This window comes from Maricaulis maris MCS10, from assembly GCF_000014745.1.
In the GTDB taxonomy this organism is placed as follows: Bacteria; Pseudomonadota; Alphaproteobacteria; order Caulobacterales; family Maricaulaceae; genus Maricaulis; species Maricaulis maris_A.
The window spans coordinates 2043567-2059196 of sequence record NC_008347.1 but is presented as its reverse complement, the minus strand read 5'-3'; the positions used below and the strand labels follow the sequence as shown (position 1 = coordinate 2059196).

Here is a 15630-nt window from a genome sequence, read left to right as displayed (position 1 = left end):
CAGAGCGGCGTCCGCGACAGCTGACAGGACGGTGGCAGGAGCGGGCGATGGCTCCAGATGCGAAAGCCCTGAGTCGGCCGGCTGGACTCTGCGTCACGCCTCCTCTCAAATCACCCCGACTCGCGGGCGCCAATTGACCTGCGGAACAGAATGTGAACACTAGGCGGCCCGCCCGGAGAGGCGTGGACGCAAGGATGGAGAACGGGCGATGGCGGGAAGCGTCAACAAGGTAATTCTGGTCGGCAATCTGGGACGTGATCCGGAAATTCGCCGCATGAACAATGGCGACCCGGTCGTCAATCTGTCGGTCGCGACGTCTGAAAGCTGGCGCGACAAGTCCTCCGGCGAACGCCGTGAGAAGACCGAATGGCACCGTGTCGTGATCTTCAACGACAATCTCGCCAAGGTCGCGGAGAACTATCTCAAGAAGGGCTCCAAGGTTTATGTCGAGGGCCAGCTCCAGACCCGCAAATGGACTGACCAGAACGGCCAGGAAAAATACTCCACAGAAGTCGTGCTGCAGCGTTTCCGTGGTGAGCTGACCATGCTGGACGGTCGCAATGAAGGCGGCGCCGGTGGCGGCAGCTTCGGCGGTGGCGGCCAGAATGAAATGGGCGGTGGCTCCGGTGGCGGCCAGCGTTCCATGGATGGACCGAAGGAAGATTTCCGCAATGCTGATCTCGATGATGAAATCCCGTTCTAGCCTGACCCGCCTGATCAGTGTCGGCCTGCTGACCGCCTCTCTGGCGGTCGGTGGCGCCAGCGCCCAGGATGATGTCACCGGCGACCCCAATGCGCGGTCGCCCCAAATCGTCATTGTGCCGCTGGGCGACGAGGAGGGCGAAGCCCATTTCGTCGTAGGCGAGATGGCATGGGGCGATGTTCTGGGCTTGCTCAACCAGCTCCAGTCAGAGACAGGCGACAGCGTGATCGAGGTGGCCCAGACGCTGTGGTCGTCGCGTGACCTCAACCCGCCCTTCTTCCTGTTCGAGCTGGCCCGCCTGACCGCCGAGTCCGATCCGGAATTCGCGGTCCAGGCCTATTTCCTGGGGCGGTCGCGGACCATGTATGATGCGGCACGTTGCCTTGATTCCACGGCCCTGGACGTCATCAATGAAGCTTCGGCTTACGCCGGAGAGACTGTGGTTCAGGTTATTGCCTCGCGGCCGGAATTGACGATAGCGGCGATCGAGCAGGTCATCGAGACCGATGGAGCCTTTGCCGGCCAAGCCTCGCCCTGGTGGGCTTGCTCGTTCGGAACCAACGCCTATTTCGCTGCCGTAAACGAACAGACCCTTAGCGGCGATGAGTGGTTGATGGTCGAGAGTCGCTGGCCCTCGGTGCGCGCGCGCATTTCATCCAATCTGCAAGGCAATCTCACCATGATGCAGGATGCTGTCGCGGCCGCCACGGCTGCTGAATAGCCCAAGCTGCAACACCCGGACACCGTTCTGGATGGCAGTCCGGCGTCGGGTTTCGGGCTGAATTACTAATTTGTTAGTTGATGAATTTGACCGCCCGTGGGAGGCCTGATGTCATCAACTAAGGAATTCGTAGATGGCTCGTCCCAGCTCTGCCCAACTGACTGAAGCCGAACAGCGCATCATGACCGTGCTGTGGACGCGCGGCGAAGCCAGTGTGCGCGAAATCACCGATGCGCTGCATGCCGAGTTCGGTCTCGCCTATACCACCGTTCTGACAACGATCGGGATCATGGCCGACAAGGGCTATGTCGGGTTTCGCAAATCCGGTCGGGCCCACATCTATTCGGCCTTGCTGACCCGCGACGGCGCCCGCAACCAGGCGCTGGGATCAATGGTCCGCACCCTGTTCGGTGGCTCCGCGCAAAGCCTCGCCCAGCATCTCGTGCGGGCGGAGAAGCTGACCCTGCAAGACATTGAAGACCTGCGTGCGGCCGTGCTCGAGGAGACCGGCGCGGATCGTGAGGCCGATGAGAATCCGGACGGGGAGGCGAAGTGATGGCCTTGGACACACTCCTGCTCGCGGCTCTGGCCGCACTGGTCGCGGCAACCGCCCTGGCCGGTGGCGTGATGGCGGTGGACCGACTCCTGCCGGCCCGCCTCGTGCGCGAGCGCCATGATCTGGCGCTGGCGGCGTTGATTGTCATCCCGCTGGTCTTTTTTCTCGCCTTGCGGGCCGCGCCCGACTTGTCGGCGGATGTACAGGCCGGTGTCGCCGGTTTTTCATCAGCCCAGTCCGCAGAGGCCACGTCGCATGCGGCTCGGCCCACGACCAGTACCGGTCCTGTCCTTGCACTCACCGCGCCCGAAACGGTGTGGTCGGGCGTTTGGCCGGTACTGGGCCGTATCCTGCTGCTGGTCTGGCTGACCGGTACTGCCGTCATGGCGGTCCGACTTGCGCGCGATCTGGTCGCGCTGGACCGGATGCGGTTGGCGGCGCGCCCGGTGGCGTGTCCGGCGAGCCTGCGACTGTCTGCCGACCTGCCGCTTGCAGTCAGCGCTGCCGTGACGACCCCGGTACTCGCCGGCTATCGGCAGCCGCAAATCCTGCTGCCGACCGGTTTTACCTTCGATCATGCGGCCCGACCGGTGCTCGAACACGAGATCGCGCATGCCCGCCGCGGCGATGCCTGGACGGTGTTGGCTTTGCGCATCTTGCAGGTCGCCCTGTGGTGGGTGCTGCCGCTTCTGCCCTTGATGACCCTGCTCGAACGCAATCGCGAAACCCTTTGCGATCGGGAAGCCGCCCGGATCACGGGGCAATCGCGAGACCTTGCCCTGGCACTGATCGATGCCGCCAGCGATCATACCCGTCATGCCTCACTGGCCCTCGCGGCCGCCCCCTCACGCTCCAGCCTGGCCCACCGCGTCGCCCGGCTGACCGCCACGTCCGACCTCAACCGAAAGGATAGTCCCATGCGTTTTGCCCTCCTTCTGCCAGCCCTGTCGGCGACAGCCCTCGTCCTGACCCCGCAATTCGGTGAAGCCCGGGCGATGGAAGGGCGAGATGCCCGACCATCCCCGATGCGTAACCTCGATGACGCCCTCGACCTGGATGGGCGCCTCTATCAGGCAGCGCGTCGCGGTCAGGCGGGCCGGGTCGGGGATTTGCTGGCGGGTGGTGCCAATCCGGATGTCCGTTTTCGGGGCGATGGCACAGCCTTGATTGCCGCCATCCGCGGCGGCGATGCCGCGACCGTAGCGGCGCTGCTGGGAGCCGGTGCCAGCCCTGATCTGGGCATTGATGGAGACGGCAATCCGATGATTGCGGCCGCGGTCAGTGGTCGTGACGATCTGGTGCAACAACTGCTCGCGGCCGGCGCCGATGTCGATGCCGAACAGCGCGGCGATGGCAACGCCCTGATCGCGGCTTCGGGACGCGGACATGTCGACACGGTTGATCTGTTGCTGGCGGCGGGCGCCGACCCGAACGGCTATGTCTTTCATGATGAAACGCCGATGGTGAATGCGGCCCAGCAAGGCCATCTCGATGTCATCGAACATCTCGCCGCGGTCGGCGCCGATCTGTCCTTGACGGTGCGTGCCCGGGATCGTCGCGGACGCGAGATTTACCGCTCACCGCTGAGCGAAGCACGCCGGACCGGTCAGGACCATGTCGTCGCCTGGCTCGAAGCCCGCGGTGCCGAACACCGTCCGCCGAGCGAATAGCTTGCCCCAGCCGGCCCGCATCGTCATGGCCGGTTTCAGTCGGACGGTCGGGGGCGCCGAGCTGGAAAACCATCGCCATGCCCTCGGCGAGCTCACCGGGATGAGCTTGCGTCTCTAGAACGCGACCTTCCATTGCCGCCGTGAGGAGGCATCGGGACTGACAAGCCCCTTCCGGTCCGCGCCGGTCTGGTTAAAGTGCCGGCAGGGCGGGGCGGAAGGGGTGTTTCATGCGCGTATTGATTGCCGGGGCGAGCGGATTCATCGGCTCGCACTTTGCCGCCCATCTTCAGGCTGCCGGTCACGAAGTCCGGGCCGCAGCCCGTGGCGTCGAGGCAGCGCGCAAGCGGGCCCCTCAGCTCGACTGGGTCGGCTGCGATTTCCGCCGTGATACGATCGACGACTGGCTGCCCCGGCTCACGGATATCGATGTGGTCATCAACTGCGTCGGCGTGCTGCAGGACGGGCTCGGCGATAGCAGTCGCAAGGTGCATGTCGACGGCGCAATGGCCTTGTTCAAGGCTTGCGAGCAGGCCGGGGTGGGACGCGTCCTGCATATCTCCGCTGTCGGCGTCGATACGGCCGCCGGATCGGACTATGCCCGCGACAAGCTGGCCGGCGAGGCGGCACTTGCGGCCCGTGATCTGGATTGGCTCATCCTGCGCCCCTCTCTGGTCGTCGCCCGCAATGTCTATGGCGGTACGGCGCTGGTGCGCAGCCTGTGCGGCATACCTTTCGTGACCCCGGTGGTCGGCGGTGAGCAGGTGTTCCGGCCGATCGGGATGGATGATCTGTGCGAGGCGGTCGCCGGTCTGATCGAGCCGGGGGCGCCCGCCCGCACAAGCTTCGACCTGGCCGGCCCGGAACGGGTTTCGCTGGCCGATACCGTGCGCGGCTATCGGCGCTGGCTTGGTTTCGGCGACAGCCGCATCTGGGCGGTGCCGCGCTGGCTGGCCCGACCGGCCTTCCTGTTCGGGGATTGGCTGGGATGGATGGGTGTACGGACCTCGATGCGCACGAATGCGCTCAAGCAACTGGATTTCGATGTCGAGGGGGATCCGACCGACTGGCTGGCCGCGACGGGGGCGTCGCCGCGCGGCTTTCATGACTGGCTCGCTGCCAACCCGGCCGGGCTGCAGGATCGCTGGCATGCGCGGCTGGGTCTGGCCCGGCCGCTGGCGCGATGGGTGCTGGGTCTTTATTGGCTGCTGACCGGTGTGCTCGCCCTGACGGTCGCCAGGGATCACGCCTATTCGGTGCTCGCAGCCGGCGGATTCTCGGAGGCGGCCCAGCCGCCGGTGCTGTGGTTCGGCTCCCTGTTCGATATCGCCCTGGGCCTGGGCATGCTGGCGAAATGGCGCGTGCGCTGGCTGGCGACGATCATGATCCTCGGCACCTTCGCCTACATATTCACCCTCAGCATGACCCTGCCGGGCCTGTGGGCCGACGCCCTCGGGCCGATCCTGAAAGTCTTCCCGATGATGGCGCTGGCGCTGATGATCGCGGCCACCGAGGATGAGCGCTGATGGAGCTCTACCCGCTTCTTCGCCTGGTCCACATTCTCGGTGCCGCGGTGCTGTTCGGATCGGGCGCCGCGATTGCCTTTTTCATGCTGATGGCCTGGCGCAGTGGCGAGCGGGCCGCGTTTGCTCTGGTCGCCCGCCACGTCGTGCTGGCCGACTGGGTGTTCACCGCGAGTGCGGTGATCCTGCAGCCCGTCTCCGGCCTTGCCCTGGCCCATCTCGCAGGCTGGCCACTGACCGCGCCCTGGCTGCTGGCGAGCGTCGGACTCTATCTCTTCATCGGTGCCTGCTGGCTGCCGGTGGTGTGGATCCAGATGCGGGTCAAGCGACGCCTTGCCGAGACTGACGGTCCCGACATCCCCGCTGATGTCCACCATCTGATGCGGATCTGGTTCGCGCTGGGCTGGCCGGCTTTCGCCGCGCTGACCGCCATCGTCTGGCTGATGATCACCAAGCCGGTCGGATGACCGGATTTACTCCGCCGGGCAGCGTCCGCCCGTGATCCGTTCAACTTCCTCCGCGCTACCATCGGTCGGTGCAGGCTCGAGGTCCAGTGCGCAGGCGATCAGGCCATAGACATTGACGTTCTCGAAGGCGGCCGGGCGGCTGCCTTGCGGGAAGATCGGGCCGGCGCCGATGAAGGTCGCGCCCATGGTTTCGTCGAGATTGTCAAAGCCGTGGGTGGCCCGCAGGCTGGTGAAATAGGGGTTTTCGGGATCGGTCTCGCTGGTGATGATCAGCCAGCCGGGATCGGCCAGGACGAAGAGATCCGGGCCGCGATCGGGGTGATCGAAATGCCAGTGCTCCGGCATGTCCTGGCGGCGATAGGCGGTCATGTGCGGATGGGCATCCTGCAGCTCGGCATGGATGCGCTCGACCGTGGCCTCATCGCCATAGCCCATGATGAAGGATTCCGGACCGGGGCTGTAACGGCTGGCGAACTCGTCAATATGCAGCCCGTCCAGATCGGCGAGCGTGTCGATCATGATGGTCCGCTCGGTCGAGACATCGACCATACCATGATCTGAAACGATCAAGAGGGTTGTCCGCTCCATCACGCCGCGCGCTTCCAGCCCGGCGATCAGCTGGCCGACCAGGGCATCGACCCGCGCGACGGCCTCGGCTTCCTGCGGCGTGCCGACGCCATTGGTGTGCAGCACCGTGTCGACATGATCCATGTAGACGGCGGCGAAGCGAGGCTGCTCGGCGACCGGTGCGTCGAACCAGGTGAGAACTTCATCAATGCGTTCTTCATAGGGTTTTTCGTGCTCATAGGGGTGCCAGATCGTCGGACGGGTGCCGTCGATCTCCACTTCCGAGCCGAGCCAGAACATGATGTGCGAGCGCAGGCCCTGCTGCTCTGCCGTGATCCAGATCGGCTCGCCGCCCCACCAGCGCGGGTCCTGCGGACTGCCGCCGGAATTGGAAAAGGTCTCGTCCAGCCGCCGGTCATAGGGCGAGTTGGAGACCATGCCGTGATGCTCGGGATAGAGGCCGGTCGCCAGGGTGTAGAAATTGACGAAGGTCTTGGTCGGCATCGCCGAAACCATGCGCTCCGGACGCGTCCCGCGCGCGGCGAGGGCGCGCAGATTGGGCGCTTCGTGGCGGTCGATGGCGTCAAAGCGCAACCCGTCCAGCCCGACCATGATCACCACGGGTGGCGCTTCGGCCGCAACCGGTTCGGCGGACGGTGCACGCAGATGGCTGCATGCGGCCACCAGGCTGGTCAGCATGGCGATGGCGAGAATACGAAACGTCATGAAAGCCCCCGATGGGCGGTTTGGGTCAACCGCTCGGGCCTAGTGAGGCAGGCCCGTCGCGACAAGGCAAGGATTTGTGACGGAGCGCCATGATTCCAACCCATCCGCAAAAGGCCCACAGCCACCGTCATCCCAGGGGCACGACAGGTCGTGACCGTGGGATGACGGTGAATTCACATAACGGTCTTTTCGCACCCCGCATGACCGAAATTTCATCAATGAAATCAGTGTCCGGACGCTATAATGCGTGCGTCGGGACGGCAAATGGGTTCCGATGGTGAGCGTGTATGTGGCCGATTGGAGCGGCACCACGCAGATGGCGTGCAGCGGAGTTCGTGATGAAACGGCGTGAAAAGCAGAGCGAGTCCCTGGAGATCCGGATCGGTCACCAGACCAAGCAGGACTTCATGGAAGCCTGTCAGTCCCGTGGCCTGACGGCCAGCGAGGTCCTTCGCGCCTATGTCGAAACCTATTCCGGTCCACGTCACCCGCGCCTGGTGCTCCCCTCTGTCAATATCAAGGAGTTCACCATGCCCGCCAGTTTTCTTGCCCTCGTTACCGCCGTTGCCCTGACCACCGGATTGCAGACCTCGGCCCCCGCCATTGCAGACCGCAATGACCCGGAGGCCAGCTTCGCCTCGGTCGACCGCGATGGCAGCAATGATTTCGACCTTGCCGAACTTTTCGTTGAAGCCGGCCTGACCGCTGACGGGCAGCTGGGACCGGACCTGCGCGCCGAGGTGACCGGGTCGGTCCAGTCAGCGCTCGCGGAACTCGGCATGGAGGCCCAGCAAGGCGTGGCCTCGCCGGCCTATCTTGAGCGCGTCATTGCCAATGCTGAAGAGTCGGCCGTGCTGAGTGTGACGGCGGTCTTCAATATGATCGATGTGGATGGGGACGGCCGTGTCACGCGAGCCGAGTTCGTGAACTACAGCGTCGAGTAATCGGCGCCTGATGTCGGGACCCGGCCGCCAGGCGGCCGGGTCCCGATGCTCAACCGATCTGCAGACCGGCGACCCGCAGTGCGTCATCGCCGGCGATGTCGAATGTGATCGGAATGCTCTCGCCCATGGTCGCCGCAAACACGGAGAAACGGACCTGCGTGGCAGTTTCGTTGAAGCCGAGCAAAGCGCCGCCACCGAAATCCGCCGCCAATTGATCGAACATGGCCAGGTGCCGGTCCATGTCGGCATAGGCCAGCATGTCCGGCGTAAAACGCGTTTCGATGAAAGCCTGATGCGCGGCGGCGTCGCCCTTGAGGGTGGCCATGAAATCGGCGACCAATTGACCGGCCGGCGTGTCCGGCAATGTGACCGGCGTCGCCGACCGGGCGGGCCTTGGGTCGATGCGCCAGAGCTGGTCGAACCAGGCCGCGGTCAGAACGTCGACAACCCGGTCGGCATTGAGGCGGCGCTGGTCGGCGGCCACAAACAGGATCAGGCCGTGATCGGCGAGCTCGCGCCAATGCGCGTTGAAATGCGGATTGCCGCCATTATGCCAGTAGACCCGGCCAAACGCTGGATCATCCTCGACCACCAGTCCATAGCCATAATGCGAGGCTCCGCCGCCCTCGTCCTGGAAGGGTGTCTGGCCGAGATCGCGCGCTTGCGGCGAGATCAGCTCGCCGGCCGACCAGGCCTGTCGCCAGGCCAGCATGTCCGGCGCGGTCGAGACCAGCCCGCCATTGCCGATCAGGTTCCAGTTGGGCGGATGGCCGCCCCAGGAGGCCTCGGCCACATCGCGCCCGTCCTCCAGATGCACCGCGCGCTCACCATCGAAGGCGGTCTGATAACCGGTGTGGTCGATCCCGACCGACATCAGGCGGTCGCGCAACAGGGCCTCATAGCTCTGCCCCGTCGCCCGCTCCATGATGGCGGCGGCCAGCGAGTAGCCGACATTGGAGTAGTAATAATCCGTGCCCGGCTCAAAGCGCAGCGGGGCGGCAAAGGCATTGGCCAGGAAAGTGTCGAAATCCTCCTCCGCCAGATCATCACCGACCCCGCCGGGGAAGCCGGCCGCATGGGTCAGCATCTGGTGCAGGGTGATGCCGGCCTTGTCGGCGGGGACATTGTCGAACACTTCATCCAGGCGCAGATCGGCGGACAGGGTGCCATCGCTGATCAGCTGGGCGGCCAGCATGCCGGTATAGCTCTTGGTGACCGAGCCGATATCGACCTGGGTGTCCGGACCATAGGGGCGGCCGGTCTGCGCATCGGCCATGCCGGCGCCGCGCATCAGCACGGTCTCGCCGCCCTGCGAAATGCCGACAATGCCGGTAAATCCGGCGGCCTCGAGCGCGTCGAAGGCCTCGGACAGGCGTTCGCGGGCGGCATCAGAGGCGGTGATCCGGTCGAGGGCCTGGGTGTGTCCAGCCGCGCTGAACGCCAGCGCCAGGCCGACTGCCAGACCCGGGACCAGGCCGGTCGCACCGGCGAGACGGGGCCATACGCGTGTGAGGAATGACAAAGCTTTCATGGTCGTCGCTCTCCTTGCTCATGTTAGCCCTCGCTGACTAGGATGGCGTGTTCATCGCGTCCTGACGAAAACCTGTTGGATAGGCTGACATGACATTTTCCTCACCCGGCGGCGACGCTTCAGCGACGCGTTTCCGGATCGGCACGGCCCATTGTGACCTCATCGCCTGCGTGCTGGTGCGCAAGGGCGAGACCCATCGCCTCGAGCCGCGCCTGGCCGGTGTGCTCCACCTGCTCGCAAGGCGCGGCATAAGCCCGGTCACCCGCGATGAATTCCTGGAGACGGTGTGGGAGGAGGATGGCAGCGATGAAGCGCTCAACCAGGCCATTTCCCGCCTGCGGCGCCTGCTGGGCGATGCCAGCCTGATCCGCACCTTGCCACGCATCGGCTACAGCCTCAGCGCCCCGGTCGAGCGCGCCGAAACCCTGCCAAACCCGGCCCCGACCTCACCCTTCCAGGCCTGGCTGCGCACCGGCCTGGGCTTCATCCAGCGCCCCTTCCTCACCGGCCTCGCCGTCGGCGTGCTTGTCACGGCGCTGCTGGCGAGCGTGTTCTGGCCGAGGACGCTTGAGCAGGAGTTTGAGATTTTTACGGGGGAGTTGGATGAGGTTGGGGTGACGCTGCCGGATGAGACGGAGTAGGGGGCATTGTGGCGCGGGGAAATCTCGATGAAGCCGATACGGCCTGCTGGCTGACAAGCGATCTGTGGACGGCTCTGCGCGACGGCGCCGGATTGGACGGGAATGGGCCTTCACCAGCGATTTGGTCACCGGCGTGGTCTGGGGGCAAATGATTGAGCGGGAGTTTGGGGGGCTGGGAGTTGGGTGAGATTGTCCCGGATGAGCCGGGCCATGCGTTCAGCGATTCTCAACTTGATTGCTGTAAGACTTGCGCAGGGGCCGCGACGCTGGATGAATCATGCTGGATCTGAAGCAGAAAATTTGGCCGGACCAGTCGGAACATGGTCGCTTGCGGCTCGCGAGCGAGCGCGCCGTTTCGGTCTTCTTCACATTGGCAGGCGTATCCGGGCTCGCCATTACCGCGATCAATATTCCCTATCTTGAGGACTACCCGCTGTCGGTCACGCTGGGCGGTCTGATCTCACTCATGTGCCTGGCCGGCCCCTTCATAACCGTCGGGACGCAGCATTTCGCGCGGAATACGCGCATAGTATCGCACCTGGTCGCATCCCTCCTCCTTGCGCTCTCGCTGACCGCCCAGGAGATGGTGAGCCCAAGCAATCTGCTGTTTATCCCCGCGGTATTGACGGTGACGCTGGCATTGGGGTGGCGCGATGGACTGGCCACCCTTCTCATGGCCTATGCCGCCTATGTCGGCACTTTCGTGATGACAGGCGCTGAGTGGGCGAGCGTTTTGCCCGATGTGAGCATTTTCACGCTGATCGCCGGCCAGGTCCTGGCCGCGACCTTCGTGTTTGCGGGCGCACGCGTCTTTCGCACGCAAATGGTGCAGGCCGCGATCGAACTTCAGCGCAAGTCCGAGCAGGCGGAAGAAGCGACCCGGGTGAAGTCCGAGTTTCTGGCCACGGTCAGTCACGAGATCCGGACACCGCTCAATGGTGTTCTGGGCATGGCGCGGGTGCTGGACGATGGAAGCTTGCGGCCGGACCAGAGCGACCAGGTCCAGGCCATCACCAGGTCGGGTGAAGTCCTGCTGAGTACGCTCAATGATGTTCTGGACCTCTCGCGTATCGAGGAAGGCCTGATGGTCGTCGAGACCCGGCCCTTCGACTTGCCGGCGATGATCAATGGCGTGGCCCAGCTCTATGTCATCACAGCGGCTGAGAAATCGGTGGAGTTCTTCATCGAGATCAGTCCGGATCTCGACCTGACCCAAAAGAGGGTCGGTGACGAAAACCGGATCACCCAGATACTTCACAATCTTCTCTCCAACGCGATCAAGTTCACGGCCGAAGGCCGCGTGGATCTCGTGGTCTCGCCCGGCGAGACGCCATCAGACATTCGCTTCACCGTGCGCGACACGGGTATCGGGATGAGCGAGGCGGAAGTCCGCCGGGTCTTCGAGCGCTTTACCCAGGCTGATCAGAGCACGTCCAGGAAATATGGGGGCAGTGGCCTGGGATTGTGCATCGCGTCGCAACTGGCCACGCTCATGGGCGGGCGAATTGACGTGCAAAGCGAACCCGGTGTCGGGTCCTGCTTCACGGCAAGCCTGAAGCTTCCGGCCCATGACGGGGCGCGTGTGCAGGACGGACCCGAAGCGATGGCGGTCAGCCCGCCGGCAAACACCGCCGCCCGGGACCTCAAAATCCTGGTCGTGGATGATGTCAGCATCAATCGCGAGGTCATGCGCGGCTTGTTGGCGAAGCTGGGGTTCTCGGCCGAATTTGCCGCCTCCGGTGAGGAGGCCATGGACGCGGTTCGTCAGGCCGAATTCGGCACGATCTTTCTCGACATCTCAATGCCCGGGCTCAGTGGCTATGAGGTTCTCGAACAGATCAGGGCGCTGGAACAGGCTCAAGCCCGACGGCCCAGCAAGATCGTCGCGCAGACCGCCAACATGATGACCCACCAGGTGCGCGAATATGGCGAGGCGGGCTTTGACGGTGTGCTCGGCAAGCCTGTCCGGCTGGAACTGCTGCAAGAGCAACTCGACGCGGCTTGATGGACGCCGGAGAGCCGTGATTGTCGCACGCCTCCTGCGTGACAAGGACGAGCGTACCGGCTGGCATTCCCATTCCGGCGCCCAGGCGCAGATCCTGCCATAAACCGCTCGCCGGGAGTTCGCCGTATCGGCCTGCTGGCTGACAAGCGGAGTATGGACAGCTCTGCGCGACGGCGCCGGGGTGGACGGGGGAGGGAGATAAATCACCTGTCCCCCACCCGCCTGTCATCCCGGCCGAATGGCCTGCGAAAGCAGGCCGCAGAGTCGGGACCCATTATCGCGAAAGCTGGCCGCACCGGGCGTATGGGTCCCGGATCTGCGCCCTGATCATGTCAGGGCTCCGCCCGGGATGACAAAGGTATTGGAATTCCCGGAACCACCGTCATCCCGATGACAATCGGGATCCAGCCTGCGACGCGACGTCATTGCAGGGGGCGGCAAAATCGAGTCTGCGAGACTGGGTCCTGACTTTCGTCAGGATGACGGTGAGGGGCGGGGTGTGCGTCGGGTGAAGTGCCGGACGTGTGTTCTCCCCCCCCAACCGCCCCCCGCATTTGCTCTCCCCCGTCGCGATTGTTAAGACTCTGCGACAGGAAAGCCGCCTGATTCACACTGATGATTCGCGCCCGCGCGCGAGGGTGTGGGATCGGCGGCGATTTTCGTGAGGGTGCGGTCGGGGCAATCGTGACCGCCATTGCGACACAATGAAAAGAGGGCCGCCTTGAGCGATCACGACGACACGCCGACGACACCCGAAGACGGTTCCGGAAACGGGGCAGACAATACGGGCGGTCAGCCGCCGGCCCTGCCGGACGGGATTGGCAATATCGCCATCGAGGACGAGATGAAGTCGTCCTATCTCGATTATGCGATGAGCGTGATCGTGTCGCGGGCCATTCCCGATGCTCGCGATGGTCTGAAGCCGGTCCATCGCCGCATCCTTTATACGATGCACGAGAACGGGCAGACGCACGAAAAGTCCTACCGCAAATGTGCGACCGCCGTCGGTGACGTGATGGGTCGCTATCACCCGCATGGTGACCAGGCGGTCTATGACTCGCTGGTGCGCCTGGCGCAGGACTGGTCGATGCGGGTGCCGCTGATCGACGGGCAGGGCAATTTCGGCTCGGTCGATGGCGATCCGCCTGCCGCCTATCGTTATACCGAGGCGCGGATGCAGAAGGTGGCGCAATCCCTGCTGGCCGATATCGACAAGGACACGGTCAATTTTGTCGATAATTACTCGGCCGAACGCCAGGAGCCGGTGGTGCTGCCGGCGCGCTATCCCAATCTTCTGGTCAATGGCGCCGGCGGTATCGCCGTCGGCATGGCGACCAATGTCCCGCCACACAATCTGGGCGAGGTGATTGATGGCACGCTGGCCCTGCTGGAAAACCCCTCGCTGACCGAAGGCGAGCTGCTGGACTATATCCCGGGTCCGGACTTCCCGACCGGTGGCCTGATCCTCGGCCGCACTGGCGCCCGCAATGCGGTGCTGACCGGGCGCGGCTCGATCGTGATGCGCTCGCGCACCTCGATCGAGGAAGTGCGCAAGGATCGCATGGCGATCATCGTCCACGAAATTCCCTACCAGGTGAACAAGGCCTCGATGATCGAGAAGATCGCCGACCTGGTCCGCGACAAGAAGATCGAGGGCATTGCCGATCTGCGCGATGAAAGTGACCGCAATGGCATGCGCGTGGTGATCGAGCTCAAGCGCGACGCCAATGCCGATGTCATCCTCAACCAGCTCTTCCGCTGGTCGCCGATGCAGACCAGTTTCGGTGCCAACATGCTGTCGCTCGTCGGCGGCCGTCCGCAATTGCTGGGCGCGCTGGACATCCTCAAGGAATTCCTGCGCTTCCGCGAGGAAGTGGTGGCACGCCGGGCCAAGTTCGAGCTCAACAAGGCGCGCGACCGGGCTCATGTCATCATCGGTCTGGCGCTGGCTGTGGCCAATATCGACGAGGTCATCGCCCTCATCCGCAAGGCCCCCAATCCGGCCACCGCGCGTGAGCAGTTGATGGCCCGCGACTGGCCGGCCATGGATGTGGCGCCGCTGGTCGAACTGGTCGCCGATCCGCGCTCCATGCTGCGCGACGACAACACGCTGCGCCTGACCGAGGAGCAGGCCCGGGCGATCCTGGAACTGCGCCTCAACCGCCTGACCGGTCTGGGTCGTGAAGAACTGGGCAATGAGGCCAAGACGCTGGCCGACCAGATCGCCGACTTGCTGGACCTGTTGCGCTCGCGCCAGCGCGTGCTCGACATCATTCGCGACGAGCTGACCGAGGTGCGCGAGAATTACGCCACGCCGCGGCGCTCCGAATTCGTCGATGCCGAACTCGATTTCGAGGATGAGGATCTCATCCCGCGCGACGAGATGGTCGTCACCGTCACCCATGGCGGCTATGCCAAGCGCACTGCGCTGTCGGACTATCGCGCCCAGCGCCGCGGCGGCAAGGGCCGTTCGGGCATGGCGACCAAGGACGAGGATTTCATTGCGACGCTGTTTGTCGCCTCGACCCACGCGCCGCTCCTGTTCTTCTCCAATCGCGGCATGGTCTACAAGACCAAGACCTGGCGTCTGCCGCTGGGCGCGCCGAACACGCGCGGCAAGGCGCTGATCAATCTCCTGCCGCTGGAGCAGGGCGAAACGATCACCTCGATCATGGCTTTGCCGGAAGACGAGAGCACATGGGCCGACATGAATGTCATGTTCGCCACCAACAAGGGCACCGTCCGCCGCAACAAGCTGTCCGACTTCGTCCAGGTCAATCGCAATGGCAAGATTGCGATGAAGCTGGAGGAAGAGGACGACCAGATCGTCAATGTGGTGCTGTGTACCGAGCAGGACGATGTCTTCCTGACCACCCACAAGGGCCGCGCCATCCGCTTCCCGGCCACCGATGTCCGTGTCTTTGCCGGCCGCAATTCGGTTGGCGTTCGCGGCATCCGCCTGGCCGAGGGCGACGAGCTGATCTCGATGGCGATCCTGCATCATATCGATGTCACCTCGCCGGAGGCCCGCGCCTACATGAAGCACGCCACGGCGATGCGTCGGGCGCTGGGGGACGATGAAGAGATCGAAACCGTCAACACTGATGGTGATGAAGACGGTGATGATGAAGCCGCCCTGTCGACCGAGCGCCTGGCCGAGCTGGGTGCGGCCGAGGAATTCCTCCTCACGGTGGCATCGGACGGCATGGGCAAACGCTCATCGGCCTATGATTTCAGGGTGATGGGGCGCGGCAATAATGGCGTCGCGGCGACCGACATCAAGCGCGACATCCCGCTCTCGGCCAGCTTCCCGGTCGAGGATGCCGACCAGATCATGGCCGTCACCGATGGCGGTCAGCTGATCCGCTTCCCGGTCGATACCGTCCGGATTGCCAGCCGCTCATCGCGCGGCGTCCGTCTTATCCGCTTGAATGAAGGCGAGAATGTCGTCGCGGTGGTTCGTATCCAGGATGCCGGAGATGAGGGCGACGAAGACGGCGACGGCGAGACCGTCACCGACGCAGGCCCCGCTCCGGAAGCCGGCGACAGCCCGTCCGAATAGTGCGACCGGCGAGGCGG

The 15630-nt window shown here is 64.4% G+C and carries 12 protein-coding genes; 10 read left to right on the top strand and 2 right to left on the bottom strand.

The window, feature by feature from the left end:
* Window positions 1-208: 208 nt before the first annotated feature.
* From ssb to MMAR10_RS09775, 6 genes are all read left to right on the top strand, one after another.
* A complete protein-coding gene (gene ssb, locus MMAR10_RS09800) occupies window positions 209-703 on the top strand; it encodes a single-stranded DNA-binding protein (RefSeq protein WP_011643821.1) in 495 nt (164 codons plus the stop codon).
* Entirely contained in the window at window positions 672-1424 is a 753-nt protein-coding gene (locus MMAR10_RS09795) for a hypothetical protein (RefSeq protein ID WP_041636918.1), read from the top strand. Before ssb ends, MMAR10_RS09795 begins: the two co-directional genes overlap by 32 nt.
* A 133-nt stretch (window positions 1425-1557) precedes the next feature.
* Window positions 1558-1980 (top strand): BlaI/MecI/CopY family transcriptional regulator, encoded by a 423-nt coding sequence (locus MMAR10_RS09790; protein ID WP_011643819.1) that lies wholly within the window; start codon window positions 1558-1560, stop codon window positions 1978-1980.
* Window positions 1980-3650 carry an ankyrin repeat domain-containing protein gene (locus MMAR10_RS09785; protein ID WP_011643818.1) on the top strand — a complete coding sequence of 557 codons (1671 nt, stop codon included), beginning with the start codon at window positions 1980-1982 and terminating at the stop codon, window positions 3648-3650. Before MMAR10_RS09790 ends, MMAR10_RS09785 begins: the two co-directional genes overlap by 1 nt.
* A 227-nt stretch (window positions 3651-3877) precedes the next feature.
* Window positions 3878-5173, top strand: a complete 1296-nt coding sequence (locus MMAR10_RS09780) for an NAD(P)H-binding protein (protein WP_011643817.1) — start codon at window positions 3878-3880, stop codon at window positions 5171-5173.
* Window positions 5173-5637 (top strand): DUF2269 family protein, encoded by a 465-nt coding sequence (locus tag MMAR10_RS09775; protein ID WP_011643816.1) that lies wholly within the window; start codon window positions 5173-5175, stop codon window positions 5635-5637. The genes MMAR10_RS09780 and MMAR10_RS09775 overlap by 1 nt, the downstream gene beginning before the upstream one ends.
* 6 nt (window positions 5638-5643) lie before the next feature.
* On the opposite strand, the gene MMAR10_RS09770 is transcribed toward MMAR10_RS09775, so the two are convergent.
* On the bottom strand, window positions 5644-6930 hold the full coding sequence (locus MMAR10_RS09770) for a nucleotide pyrophosphatase/phosphodiesterase family protein (RefSeq protein ID WP_011643815.1): 1287 nt from the start codon (window positions 6928-6930) through the stop codon (window positions 5644-5646).
* A 338-nt stretch (window positions 6931-7268) separates the two neighbouring features.
* Between MMAR10_RS09770 and MMAR10_RS09765 the strand changes: the two genes are divergently transcribed.
* Window positions 7269-7874, top strand: a complete 606-nt coding sequence (locus tag MMAR10_RS09765) for an EF-hand domain-containing protein (protein ID WP_041636916.1) — start codon at window positions 7269-7271, stop codon at window positions 7872-7874.
* A gap of 49 nt (window positions 7875-7923) precedes the next feature.
* Here the strand turns inward: MMAR10_RS09765 and MMAR10_RS16225 are convergent, their stop codons facing one another.
* Window positions 7924-9405 carry a serine hydrolase domain-containing protein gene (locus MMAR10_RS16225; protein WP_011643813.1) on the bottom strand — a complete coding sequence of 494 codons (1482 nt, stop codon included), beginning with the start codon at window positions 9403-9405 and terminating at the stop codon, window positions 7924-7926.
* Window positions 9406-9494: 89 nt separating this feature from the next.
* Between MMAR10_RS16225 and MMAR10_RS16220 the strand changes: the two genes are divergently transcribed.
* The 3 genes from MMAR10_RS16220 to gyrA all read left to right on the top strand — a co-directional run bounded on the left by MMAR10_RS16220 (window position 9495) and on the right by gyrA (window position 15613).
* Window positions 9495-10046: a winged helix-turn-helix domain-containing protein gene (locus MMAR10_RS16220; protein ID WP_011643812.1), complete on the top strand. Its 552-nt coding sequence runs from the start codon at window positions 9495-9497 to the stop codon at window positions 10044-10046.
* A gap of 277 nt (window positions 10047-10323) precedes the next feature.
* A complete protein-coding gene (locus tag MMAR10_RS09750) occupies window positions 10324-12051 on the top strand; it encodes an ATP-binding protein (protein WP_011643811.1) in 1728 nt (575 codons plus the stop codon).
* Between the two features lie 805 nt (window positions 12052-12856).
* Entirely contained in the window at window positions 12857-15613 is a 2757-nt protein-coding gene (gene gyrA, locus MMAR10_RS09745; RefSeq protein WP_041637510.1) for a DNA gyrase subunit A, read from the top strand.
* Window positions 15614-15630: the final 17 nt, after the last annotated feature.